Below are 12,875 nucleotides of genomic sequence, written 5' to 3' on the forward strand. Positions count from 1 at the left end.
TATACCTTTTCATTCTAAAAGCACATTGATATAGGTAAAAGAATTTGAAAAGTAAATCAGTCTTATTTCTTTACTAGCAGGAAAATAGATATTCCAATAATGAACTTTACTAGTTATAAACTTGTGTATAATCATACCATCAGGAAGAATTTCTAATTTTACTCTTGTAACCCTATCAGATAAGGCTTTATTTATCCTGTTGTAGTAATGTTCAGATTTCTTGTCAAATTCAAGTATTACAACTTCCAGTATATCCCAGTAAAATATAAGTTCTGTCCTGTGTGGAGTAAAGTTTAAAAACTTCTTTATTTCACTTCCTACCCACAAATAGCTACAATAAGAATTGTCATGAATACTGTCTGTTATGCTCATTAGATTTAGTTCCCAATTATCATATTGGTAGCCTATTCTAAAAGGTATTTTTGGTTTCATAAAGATTGCTGTATTAAAAAACCACTCTACATTGAGTGGTCTTTGTTTTTATTATTTCTTAGTTGCCTATTAATATTTATGTACTGTTTGATGATAAATATTATGAATGTGATTAAAAAAATATAAGCTGAGAATTTGAATGAAGTGTAGTATGTTACAAAATCTGTTGTTTCTGTGTTGTAGCTTCCTTCTTTAAAAATCTTGTTTATATCCCCTATAAATAGGTAGTATAAAGGAATTATTGAATTAATTAACATGTATAAAAATGTACCTACAAGCCAATGGTATTTTTTATTCATACTTAATATGCTGTCAATAATATCTTTTGTAATACATGAGAATATTTTTACAACAGAATTAATAAATACATAAAACTCAAATGTTAGTCTAGATTTAAATGACTCTTTCACTTGTTTTTTCTTCTTGGTTTGAATATCCAGTAAATAAAGGCTACAAATGCAGAGAGTACAGCAAGTAATATAAGAAGTATTAAAATGTGTTGATAATGGAGGGATAAGATTGTTTTCATAATAAAAGATTAAATTTAAAAATTAAACATTGCCATATATGACATTACAAACAGTAAAAATAGAAATTAACTTTGACTTATCATATATGGCAAGTTGGAGAAATCAGAAATTTTAAAATCAATAGGAAATAAGATCAAGGAGATAAGACAAAGTAAAGGTTTTTCTCAGGTTGATCTTGTAGGTAAAATGGAAGGTAATATTGATGTAACTAATATTTCAAGAATTGAACAAGGAAGGACTAATCCTACTGTTTATACTCTTTTCAGAATTGCAGATGCTCTAGATGTCCACCCAAAGGAATTCTTTGAGATAAAAATTATAGAGGCTTAAAAAAGCTATCTATATAATATCATTTATATTTTGATATAAAGGATTTTTCACCCAATTCTCTCTGTTTCTTTAAATCTGCATGTGAGCCTTTAGGGTAAAATATACTATTACATTCATTACATTGCCATGATAATATGTACCAGATTTTGTGATCTTGCTTATATAGATGATTACAAAACTTGGTACAGGGATAAGATTTAATAAGAAATACCACCCTAAATTAATAAGGTGGTATATTGTTAAGCATTTTCTAGCTGTAAAGACTCTGGTATAAATTCTTCAAAATCCTCTGGAGAATCTACCTTTACTATCCTCAGCTTACCTACAAAATCACTTGCTTGCAATGTCTCTATAGCTGATAATTCTTTAGATATTGCCATGAAGTTAAATTGCCTTCCATACAAAGGATCTGATTCTATTTCATTAGCCTGAAACAGATATATACTTCCTTCATATATTCCCATTCTTTGGGCTACAGTACCACTAATAACAGTTTTACTAGGGATTTCACCAGCAATACCTATTAGAATTACAGGCATAAGCCCATTCTTATCTTCACTAGCTCTTTCAGATTTTAGAAGCTCAACCTTTGCCACAAATGATTTAAATTGTTTTTTCATAATTGATATATTTTTGAGTTAATACTCAAAATATGTCAGAGATGATATAAAGTTGTGGGTGGCAGTGAGCTAGAGTAAAAAGATATGAGGTGATTCTAAAGATGTAAAATAAATCAGAACATCTTTATTCCTGCCCAGAAAATTTATCTGAATAGGCTAGAGGGGGTGGAGGAGTCTGGAAAATTTAAAACAGGCCACCCTTTTTTGAGGGGAACCTATGTATAAGTAACTCCTCAGAAAAAATTAAAATTAAAAAAATTGGGGCTAAGATTCCTTCTTGTAGTACTCTAGATAATAATATTTAGCTTTCCTTACTAATATATCTAGTTTATCCAGTGTAGAGTAATAATCTTCTTCATCTTCAAGAATAGAATGTTCAAATGCTAAAAATTCAGCCATATCATCAAATATATCTGTTGTTGGATGAAAACTTTCAGAGACATTAAATTTAAGCTGTATTCCATTGAGAATATATTCCAGTGTTATTTTCTTTTCATCCATGTGTGCAATTGGAAATATTTACTTATACTCTAGAGACTACATTATTTAATTGCTTAGTTCTAAAGGATTTTCATATTTTTTATTTTCTTCCTTATCTTTTTCTCTTTGTCTTATTATTTCCTGTCCTTTTATGATTGTTGTTCCATAACTTGCAAGTACAGCAGCAGTATTGGCATCAGCATTTTTTAATGCTTGTTTCAATTTAGGTTGTGTAGTTTCTATAGCTTCATTATATCTGCTTTTCCTAATGGAAATCAACTTTCCTTTCAATTTAGAATCTGATACAGATTTTACCAATTCAAAATCATAATCCCCTTTATCATCAGTTATTTTTATAATTAACCCAGGCAATCCACTAAATTTATAAGGTCCATAGGGTAAAGGAATATCAGTTGAGTACCATGCAATCCAGTTTCTTCCTTTAAAAGTCACTTCTGCTTTTTTACAATTGATTGTATTGATGACTTTTGTTTCATCTATAAGTTTCCAATCCTTTATTACTGGTTCTTTATAGGTGAGTAATGCCATGGCAACTGGTGCAAAATATTGTATATTTTCATTGGATTGTATTATGGTAAAGTGAAAATTAGTTTCAGGAGTTGATGTTCCATTTTTAATACCAAGGGTAATACTTCCATCTGAATTATGTGTTGTTACTCTTGAATTATCTAATACAGAATCTCTTTTAAGGGAGTTACTACTTGCAAAAAATGCTCTTTTATCCCCTATCAATAATGTAAAAAATTCTTTGTGTCTATAATCAGTATTTGTATTAAATTTAGCTTTTAACTGATATGTAAAATCACCATGCAAAGTATCCTGTTTGTATGATTGGGCATGAGATAAAACACTATAAAATAAGATGAATAGTTGAAGTAGCTTTTTATGGTAATGCATAGGGATTTTTATTAAAAGATTGCACTCATAGTGGAGGTTATCTACTATAAGTGCATAAATTTAGATTAATTAAGCTAAATTTTGGCTAGGACCACTATGAGTAGGTGTTGGACAATTAATTGCTTCAACCCTGTCTCTCCATTCACTTGCTTGTTGTGGTGTCCAATCTTGAGTTGTTGTTGCAGTTATGCCACATCTAGTCTCTGCAATCCAAACTTGACCTGCTTTAACTGTTTTAAGTTCCTCTTTAGAGAGTTTTTTAAACTTTTTCATATTATATGTTTTAAAAATGAGTTGTAAATATATGTAATAATTCATTTCACAGATGAATTATATTATTATGTTAAGTATTAGTATATATATAGAAAAATTCACCATACAGTAAAGTATGGTGAAAATAACTAACTCAAAAACCAATGATAATCTGAATTACCATTAAGTGCTTTCTGAATACCTTTAGTAAACTCAAAGGCATTCAAATTCCTGTCAAGGAAAGTATCTATATAACTACTCTTATTAGCTTGTGTAAAAAGATTATAAATATCCCAGAGGTTTATCCTTCCATCATCTTCTCTACAGAAATTCTTATCCTCATAATAATCCTTTGCCATAGTATTAATATGGCTGTCATTGAAATTAAGTAGAGGTATATTCTGTTTCTCTGCTTTGGGTAAGTGTTGATACAGCCTACTTTTACCTATAAGCTGGGCAAATTGATGTTCTGAAAGGTAATCCTGTGTAAGTTCCTTCATCCCTATGAGATGTAGCTCTGCATTATAGTTCTGCATAGTTTCTACTGCTTTATTATACAGATCATCAGCATTAGAAGTTCTTATATCTTCAAGGAACCCATCTGTAGATATACAAAGGTTACAGCAAACTTTATTCTGAAACCCAATAAAGAACTTGAACTTTTCTAAGGATTTCTTACTGTAGAGATTCTCTTGATTATATGCTCTTACTCCACCAATAGAGAGTGAAAGTTCATTACCATTCACTATATCAGTAATGGAAGGAACTTTAATAATAAATGCCATTCTTTCATAATAAATAGTCTTTTCATGCTCCAAAAGCTCTTTTACAGGCTTATGAATAGCTGAAGGAGTTCTACCCTTGATTTGATGAGATACTCTAATTTCAGGGGCTGTAATGCTGTGATAAGGGAAGGTTTTATTTACAGCACTGATAATACATTCTATAAATTCCTGATGTGCAATAGTTTTTTCATTGTCTCTAGAGAATACAGGAATGATACAATCATTCTGTAAGTGATGTAATGTAGCTTCTAGTGTATTAGCCATAATAAATGGGCTGGGCTGATTATTTCCAACAGTCATATCACTAGAGTAAATTTCTACTTTGGGATTGGGCATAAAAGAAGCCTGAACTACATTTAAAGATTCAGGCTTACTATTTATTGTACTGGATTCACTTTTGGGCTGGTCAGGAATATTCACCCTGCTTGGATAGAGTATTTCTGCATCTTCAATCTCTTCATTATCAAGGAAAATATTACCTAGAGGTTTATTATCTGATAAATCATTTACTCTCTTAAGCTGTAAATCAGGTGGGATAGAAGTATTCCTGTGACTTATCTCTATTATGTTAGTAGTTTTTGAAATTTCTACATCAAATGCTTCCTCTAGAGAAGCAGGTGTAATTTTATTTTTCATATCCATTTCTACTGAATTGATTATTAGGGTTAGTGGTGTGAATTAATAATGTTTTCCTAGCTTCAAAGTCTGGCTTTAAAGTCTTATGATATTGGGGAAACTGTTTATATAAGTTCAGAAGTTCAGCTATAGAGTTGCATCCCTGAATAGCCTTATATACTTCTTCTTCTGTAGAGACTCTCTGCTGAATTTGGGAAGGAATTTCCATAGGAATAGACTTGCTTTCAGATTCTATGCCTGAATTACACCAATCTAAAATCATCTTTCCTGTTTCAGAAGTAATTATAAATTCAGGCTTATTCATAAAGAGCCCTGTCCTGTCTTTACTAGCCTTAGCTAAATGGTTTTCATTCACTAGCTCAAAATTAATAGTTAGTTCATACTCAAAGCCATCTCTGGTAATTTCCTTAGTGCCATGCTTTACTACTTGGGTTTTTCCATTACTAGCTACATCTAGAGAATAGTCTATCTTTCTTCTTGTAGTGGTTATGACATGGCATGTTGACTGTAATATCTTATTAATAAAAGCCTGATGTCTTGGAGTAACATTAGCCCAATCTTGGAATCTTCCTCCTAGTTTCTCATGAATATCAAGACATCCACCTGTACCATTCCACTCATGGGTAATAGAATCTATAATAATTACTTCTATTCCAGAGTTTTCACATAGTTCAATAGCCTGAATATATCTTTCAGGGCTGTAAGGAGCTTGTAAATCCAATACATTGTAATTTCCTAAGTCTGAATATAAAGAAGCAGAGGAATTTTCTGTATCTATAACAGCTATTTTACTCCAATCCTGTGTCATTCCATAGGCTAATTGCAAGGCAGAATAGGTTTTTCCAAATCCACTTGCACCAGATAATCCTAATCTGAGCCTTACTTGTTGTCTTTGTGATTGTTTTAATTGCATATGTTTAAAATTTAATTGTTAGAATTTGGGCATAAAAAAGCACTCAATAAGTTTGAGTGCTGTACCAAAATTTGTGATTTGCTATATATAAATGATCACAGATTTTGGTAGTTTATTGTTTCTATAATCTTTTTAAAATCTTTTTTGATATTATTTATTATTGGTCTTGTTCTAAGGGATATATATAGGTTCTCAGATAGATATTTATACATTTTTTCTCCTGCATTAGTCTCATTAATACCTCTAAAAAACTTTACTTTTGATAATGCTATGGCAGGATTTTTTTCTTTAATTCTTTTAATAATCCTTAGGATATCTGGTTTATCTCTCTCAAATATTTGATTGTCAGTATATTTTTTGATGTATCTTGTTCCTTCATGAAGTAAGAGAGAACTATTAAATCTGTCAATATATCCTTTCAATTTATTTATTAATTCCTCTGATTCCTCATCAATATAATTTTGGAATCCATTATACTCAGAAACTAAGTATTTGAAGGATTCAGATTTCAGATGCTCTAATTCTGTTTTAGATATAAGTTTAGTAAAAATCTTTTCTTTTATATCTCTTTTTTGATTGGAATCAAATACATTATTTGTTCTGTTTAATAATAGATTCCTTATTTCAGAATACTTCTGAGAAATATATTTTTCAGAGTTTTGTGTATTAGACATATACTCATCATAAACCCTTGTAAGTACTGGATCAATTTCATCAATATTAAATCCTTCTGTAGAATATATTCTTGCTAATCTAGCATTATAGAATTGATTTGTAAATGCAGCATAAGTTACATAACAAGCTAAGTCTCTGCCCAAAAACCCATTTTGTGTTAAAATCTTCTCTGCTTTTTCTAATGTATACTCTACTTTATCAGGAAAATCTAAATTGAATCTATTTGCATCCAATATTGGGATTAGTAGTCTTTGAGCAAGTTTCTCATAACTATCATTTATTAATTGTTTATGTTCTGAAAAGCTAATAATTGTGTTTAAAGGAGTACTAACATTATTTCTATTTCTTATTGCTGTGACAGGTATAGCAATTCTATTATAGGCTTCTTCAAATCTCTCTCTTTGAATTTCAGACATACCTCTTAGGCTGCTATAATCCATCTCTATTGGATTGGGTAATATTATGTGTATTTTTCCAACTGTTCTTTGTCTTGCTAAAGCTTGAATTACAGAATTTATCCCTTCTGTAAAGATTCCATTGTTAGATTTATAAGTTCTTCTACTGCTTTTGGGAGGTAAAATAATAATTAAGGTATGATTGGGTTTATCAATACTTACTCCTGATTTAAAATTAGTTCCTACATTACAGAAAGAATTGTCATATCTATTGGTGGGCTCTTCATCATCTGAATCAATATCTTCTATTTTTACAGAAACACAGAGTTTTACTTCACCATATTTTTCATAGAGTAAGCTGCCAATTGTAGATTCTCTTGAAACTATTTTGTCAGATAAGGTTCTGGAATAACAGATGATATCTAGTGTTCTATTACTGTTAATAGTATCTTCAACAACTTCTCTTAAAGTTGATAGGTTATTAAAATAGTCTGAATTATCATAATGTAAAAATAGTTTGCTTTGTGCTCTTTTTACTATTCTTTCAGAGTCTAAAATTTTGATTTTATTATCAGTTAGTAGAGAGAAATACTTAATTACAGAAATAGATGCAACATTATAGGTAGCACTTAAAACAATAATTTTCTTTACAATATCTTGCCAGAAAAATAAATGGAGAATACCAACTTTAGAAAAATTGGAGATAGCTTCATGTATTTCATCAAAAGTTATATATACATCTTTATTAGGCTGTTTTAAATTGTTAGTTAAAGTTTGAATATATTCAAATTTAGCATCAGATTGCATTATTGCATCCTTTCCAGCATTACCTAGTAATGTATTGACAGTGACAAGATGCACTCTTTTTAAAATTTTACTGTATGGATATGAGTCAGATTTGTATATATTTCTTTCTAAAAACTGTCTTCCAATGACAGAATAATTAAAAATATCATCAGGATTTATACCTAAATCTAAAAGGTCTTTTTCATATTGATTTATTAGGCTAACTAGTGGTACAGCTATAATAAAATATGAATTGGAATTGTTGTCATATTCTTCTTTGAGTTGTCTTAATATAGCAGTAGTTTTTCCTTGCCCAACTGCACAATTTATTACAGTTGTATCTTTTGAGTTAAAATTAAATTTTTCATTCAAAGATTCTCCAATAAAGCCATTGTCATCTAGTTCCAAAGTCTCAAGAGTATAATTTTGTAAGGATCTTTCTAAGTGAGTGTTTATATTCTCTGCCTTGAGTCCTATAGTGTCTATGAAATCTTCTGGTTGTATTTTAAAATAGTCTATGGGAAAACCATTAAAGTGGTCATTAACATTCATAAATATTAGAATTAACAGTGTTATAAATAATTAATAAATATAACACTGTTATTTCATTCTTTTTTAATGATTCAACTTTTTTTCCAATTCTCTTAAATGCAAGCTTAATTTTTCAGGCATTATCTCTGCATAATATTCCTGTGTAGTGTTAATCTTAGAGTGACCTAAAAGTTTAGATATAACTTCCATAGGGATATCATTACTCAATAATACTGTGGAAGCAAAGGTTTTCCTTGCTGTGTGATGAGTTAGATTTTTAGATATTTCTAGTGTAGAGGCTATTTCCTTAAGTAGTCTGTTAAAATATTGATTGCTTACTCTGGGTAATAGATATTCACTTTCAGAAGAATATTTAGCTATAACAGCAAGAGCTTTTGGAAGTATTAGGGGAACTGAGAAATTTCTTCCTGTCTTTCCCCTCTCTTTATAAATCCATGTAATTCCATCAGGCTTAGTAATTAAATCTCTTTTCCTAAGTTCAAACATTTCCTTATATGCCAGTCCTGTATAACAACAAAATAGATAGCAGTCTTTGATTTTATTTAATATTTCAGACTGAAATGTGTGATTTTCTAACTGATTGAGTTCTTTTTGAGTGAGGAATATTATTTTAGGATGCACTTTTTTAGGTGTATGCTCCTCAAAAGGATTAGATTCTATATGCTTCTGTGATACAGCTTTCTTAACTACTTTCTTAATTCTCTGAATAGCTTTGTTAATAGTAATCTGACTATGCTTCAGCTCAGTTTTAGAATAATATTCAAACTCTGAAATGAAGTCAAAATCTAAATCCTTTAGCTTTATATCTGATTTCTTGAATTTGAATCTTATAAACTCTTCCAGGTCATCTTTGATATATTCAAACTTATTATAGGTGGGTTGTTTAATATCAATTCCTATCAACTTTTTAAGTCTTTCAAGGTAGAGTTTATAGTACTCTAGTAAAGAATAATCTTTCACTAGAGTCTCACCCCTGTATTGTCTGTAAATATCATCTACATTAAAGTTTTCATCTTGGAGTTGGAGTAATAAAAAAGCCTGATTAATCTTATTCTTAATCAGGCTCAATTGGTTGTTGATATAATTGTGTTCTTCATTGGGTGGTTTAGTTTTCTGCTGTTTACTATCCCAATATTTAGGGTTAATGAATAATCCTGTAGCAAATGGTTTTCTTTCCTTATCTAATGTTATTCTGCACTCAATAGGGCATGAACCTTTTGCATTAATCTTGTTCTTTCTAAGTAAGAATAATATTGATAACTTCATAGTATTAATGGGGGATTGGATGGGTAACCTGAAATTATTTTTGGGTAACCTAAAGGTTAATTAATGGGTAACTTTAAAAAAATATTAGGTAACCTAATAGTAAGCCTGATTTGTAAAATAAATGATATAAATTTAAGAATATAGGTGTACTGTGAAATCCCCTAAATATAAGAGGAACTCACAGAAAATGAGTAGAAAATAAAAAGACTTACAGAAATGTAAGTCTTTTTTGCTCCTCCTCTTGGGCTCGAACCAAGGACCCTCTGATTAACAGTCAGATGCTCTAACCAACTGAGCTAAGGAGGAATGTTCTTTGTTTTAAGTGGTGCAAATATAATAGGAATATCCGTACCAAGCAAGTTTTTATTCTCGAATATTCCGTGAAAAAAGCTATCTTTTTATTTTTCAATAAATTAAATTTTAAATATTTTTTGTAAAAGGTAGGAGCGCATCAATTTGTCATTCATTCCTTCATAAGTTCCAGCCTATAGGCTTTGGGGCTTTTTCCATGCAGAGTTTTAAAAAATTTATTAAGATGGCTTTCATCCGTGAATCCCAGTTCATCTGCAATTTCTGAAATTCGGTTGCTGCTGTGTTTTAAACGGTGCTCTATTAAAGTCATTTTATAATTATTCACATAAGACTGCAGTGTTTCACCACTATGCTTCTTAAAATATTTTCCTAAGTAATTTTCAGAAAAACCGAACATTTTACCCATATTTTCGGTTCGTATTTTTTCAGGTTCATAAATATTAGCCTGAATGTAATTGAGAATGTTAATAATTCTTGATTCAGAGGTTTCGTCTATTTTCTGAGGGAGATACTTGGCAATATTACGGGCAACGATAACAATAAGTGTATTAATGAGTTGTGCGGTCAGATCGCTGTGATACACATCCTTATTTACAGCCTCTCTTATAAGAGCTTCTACAATAGGACGAACAAGCGTTTTGTCTGTCTGATTTTTTAGGATGCATCCAGGTTTATGATTGGCATTTTCCAGAATAAACTCCAGTCTTTTGATATTCTCTTTTGAAATCTTATCATTTTTTAAATAAATATTGCTGAATCTCAGGAAGAAAAACCGTGTTTTAGTATCAATCCAAAACTGGCTGCAATCCTGTGGGGTCAGAAGAAACATATGATTGTCCGAATACGAAAAGCTGTGCTTATTAATACAATGCTGTCCTGTTCCTGATAAAATGAAGACAAGTTCAAAAAAATTCTTCCTGCTTTCCTTATCCGGGAATGTTTCTAATGTTTCAAAATGAATGCTGTAAGGTTCATATAATACCTCTCTGTTCATGAGTGTTATTTTTATACTTGGCAAAATTATACAAAAATAAAGAAGTTTTGTACCGGTAATTTGCTAATTATCAGTATAATTTTGCCTTATCTAATATTGATTTTTCCTACTGAAATAAAAAAAGTGGTTCCATACAGGACTAAACTTCAGTATTAAAAATTAAAATATAATAATTCCACATACAAATGAAAACCAATAGATTATTTTTTATGTCTTCAATGGCATCTCTGTTTTTCTTCAATGCAGCTTCGGCTCAGCAGAAAGTACTTCAAACCGATTTTAATAAAGGAACTTGGGAGCAGGTTGGGAAAGGGTTACAGCGTAAATGGGTATCCGGCTCGGAAAGTACGTTTGCCTTTTGGAAAATGGATAAGGGGGCACACGTGTCTCCCCATAATCATCCGAATGAGCAGGTGACCTATATTAATAAAGGAAGTGTAAAAGTACTTATGAATGATAAAGAATATATTGTAAAAGCTGGTGGCGTGCTGGTAATTCCGGCTGGCGTTACCCATGAGTTTTTCTGTCTTGAAGAGGGAACTGAAGATCTGGATTTCTTTACTCCCGTGCGTAAAGACTGGATAGATGGGTCGGCTTCTTATCTTTCAGAGCAGGGGAAAAGTCTTGAAGTTGTTGCACAGTTTAATGACGTACGACCGGGAAATGTAGCTGTAAGTCATACTGGTAGGGTGTTTGCGACAATGCATCCTTTATCCGGTCCCAAACAACAGTTGGTTGAAATTGTCAATGGTAAAGCAAAACTTTTTCCTTCTGCTGATTTGCAGAAAAATGGCCAGCCGGCTGACAATAGCAAATTTGATACTCCGCTTGGGGTTACTATAGATAAGGAAAATCGTCTTTGGATGATTGATATGGGTTTGGAGCTTGGAAAGACGCGTCTGTGGTGTTTTGATCTGAAAAAGAATAAAATAGCAGAAAAAATAGAGCTGCCCGATGATATTGCTCCTAAAGGCAGTTTTGTACAGGATGTTGCGATTGATGAAAAGAATGGATGGGCTTACCTTGCAGATATAGCTAATCCGGGGATTATCGCTTTAAATCTAAAAACAAAAAAAGCCAGAAGATTTAGTGGTCATCAAGCTTTACAGACGGAAGAGGTAGATATGATCATTGATGGGAAAGTTATTGATTTTGGAGGTAAGCCATCCCGAGTAGGAATTAATCCTATTACGCTGTCAGATGACAAGGAAACACTGTTCTTTGGTTCTATGAACGGAACATCATGGTACGAAGTTCCTGCCAGACTTTTTAGGGAAAATAAAGATGATGGTATGATAGGAAATGCTATTAAGAGATTTGGGGAAAAACCTGTGAGTGACGGTGTTGCCACAGACAAACAGGGGAATCATTATATAACAAATCTTGGAGATCATGGGATCAGTAAGCTGGATAAAAATGGAAAACTGACAGAGTTTATTAAAGATCCAAAACTACAATGGCCTGATAATATTGCCGTTTCCGATGATGGTTACCTGTATATTTCGGTCAATCAGCTTCATACAACAACTGCGTTTTCAGGACAGGCGGATGCCGGAAAGCCTCCTTATTTTATATATAAGGTTAAATTATAAGTATTTAAAAAATAATTACATAAAAACATTTACTATAATGAATAAGGAATTTAAGTCGGTGGTGGTACTGAAATCTAAACCGGAGAAAAGAGAAGAACTAAAAAATGCGTTACAACAACTCATAGATCCTACCCGCAATGAAGCCGGCTGTATCTATTACATTCTTTTTGAAGATAAAAAATCTCTGGGTACTTTCTACATGTGGGAAGCATTTAAAGATGATAAAGCTTTTGAGTTCCATACCCAAACTGAACATTTTAAAAACTTCGCAGGTCGGATGGATGAATTGATGAGCGATCCCATACAAGTAATTGAGCTGGAAAGAATTTCACAAGAATAAATAGGTGTTTACAATAGAAAGTCTATACTTAATATTTAAAATGGAACAAAAAAGACTTACAGAAATG

The 12,875-nt window shown here is 31.4% G+C and carries 13 protein-coding genes and 1 tRNA gene; 3 read left to right on the forward strand and 11 right to left on the reverse strand.

What is annotated here, in order from left to right:
* Positions 1-9: 9 nt before the first annotated feature.
* The gene (locus tag C1634_RS21295) at positions 10-432 is read right to left on the reverse strand and encodes a hypothetical protein (RefSeq protein ID WP_103231345.1); all 423 of its coding nucleotides are present in this window, start codon (positions 430-432) and stop codon (positions 10-12) included.
* 623 nt (positions 433-1,055) lie between these two features.
* Here C1634_RS21295 and C1634_RS21300 point away from each other — a divergent pair.
* The gene (locus tag C1634_RS21300; RefSeq protein WP_103231346.1) at positions 1,056-1,292 is read left to right on the forward strand and encodes a helix-turn-helix domain-containing protein; all 237 of its coding nucleotides are present in this window, start codon (positions 1,056-1,058) and stop codon (positions 1,290-1,292) included.
* 239 nt (positions 1,293-1,531) lie between these two features.
* On the opposite strand, the gene C1634_RS21305 is transcribed toward C1634_RS21300, so the two are convergent.
* The 10 genes from C1634_RS21305 to C1634_RS21350 form a co-directional block, all read right to left on the reverse strand.
* Positions 1,532-1,912, reverse strand: a complete 381-nt coding sequence (locus C1634_RS21305) for a hypothetical protein (RefSeq protein ID WP_103231347.1) — start codon at positions 1,910-1,912, stop codon at positions 1,532-1,534.
* Positions 1,913-2,176: 264 nt separating this feature from the next.
* Positions 2,177-2,413 (reverse strand): hypothetical protein, encoded by a 237-nt coding sequence (locus tag C1634_RS21310; protein WP_103231348.1) that lies wholly within the window; start codon positions 2,411-2,413, stop codon positions 2,177-2,179.
* A 45-nt stretch (positions 2,414-2,458) separates the two neighbouring features.
* A complete protein-coding gene (locus tag C1634_RS21315; protein WP_103231349.1) occupies positions 2,459-3,310 on the reverse strand; it encodes a GLPGLI family protein in 852 nt (283 codons plus the stop codon).
* Between the two features lie 69 nt (positions 3,311-3,379).
* Positions 3,380-3,583, reverse strand: coding sequence for a bacteriocin-like protein (locus C1634_RS21320; RefSeq protein ID WP_103231350.1), 204 nt, complete (start codon positions 3,581-3,583; stop codon positions 3,380-3,382).
* 128 nt (positions 3,584-3,711) lie between these two features.
* The gene (locus C1634_RS21325; RefSeq protein ID WP_103231351.1) at positions 3,712-4,989 is read right to left on the reverse strand and encodes a DUF3871 family protein; all 1,278 of its coding nucleotides are present in this window, start codon (positions 4,987-4,989) and stop codon (positions 3,712-3,714) included.
* A complete protein-coding gene (locus C1634_RS21330; RefSeq protein WP_109739102.1) occupies positions 4,973-5,896 on the reverse strand; it encodes an AAA family ATPase in 924 nt (307 codons plus the stop codon). The genes C1634_RS21325 and C1634_RS21330 overlap by 17 nt, the downstream gene beginning before the upstream one ends.
* A gap of 95 nt (positions 5,897-5,991) precedes the next feature.
* Positions 5,992-8,304: a DEAD/DEAH box helicase family protein gene (locus C1634_RS21335; protein ID WP_103231353.1), complete on the reverse strand. Its 2,313-nt coding sequence runs from the start codon at positions 8,302-8,304 to the stop codon at positions 5,992-5,994.
* A 63-nt stretch (positions 8,305-8,367) separates the two neighbouring features.
* Positions 8,368-9,570 (reverse strand): site-specific integrase, encoded by a 1,203-nt coding sequence (locus tag C1634_RS21340; protein WP_228410131.1) that lies wholly within the window; start codon positions 9,568-9,570, stop codon positions 8,368-8,370.
* Positions 9,571-9,802: 232 nt separating this feature from the next.
* Positions 9,803-9,876, reverse strand: a tRNA-Asn gene (locus tag C1634_RS21345).
* A gap of 157 nt (positions 9,877-10,033) precedes the next feature.
* Complete coding sequence (locus C1634_RS21350; protein WP_103231355.1) at positions 10,034-10,876, reverse strand: AraC family transcriptional regulator; 843 nt, start codon at positions 10,874-10,876, stop codon at positions 10,034-10,036.
* Between the two features lie 185 nt (positions 10,877-11,061).
* Here C1634_RS21350 and C1634_RS21355 point away from each other — a divergent pair, with 185 nt between their 5' ends.
* Both C1634_RS21355 and C1634_RS21360 read left to right on the forward strand, forming a co-directional pair.
* Positions 11,062-12,468 carry an L-dopachrome tautomerase-related protein gene (locus C1634_RS21355; protein ID WP_109739103.1) on the forward strand — a complete coding sequence of 469 codons (1,407 nt, stop codon included), beginning with the start codon at positions 11,062-11,064 and terminating at the stop codon, positions 12,466-12,468.
* Positions 12,469-12,505: 37 nt separating this feature from the next.
* Complete coding sequence (locus tag C1634_RS21360; RefSeq protein WP_103231363.1) at positions 12,506-12,808, forward strand: putative quinol monooxygenase; 303 nt, start codon at positions 12,506-12,508, stop codon at positions 12,806-12,808.
* Positions 12,809-12,875: the final 67 nt, after the last annotated feature.

It is taken from the genome of Chryseobacterium viscerum (assembly GCF_002899945.2).
GTDB classification, from domain to species: domain Bacteria; phylum Bacteroidota; class Bacteroidia; order Flavobacteriales; family Weeksellaceae; genus Chryseobacterium; species Chryseobacterium viscerum.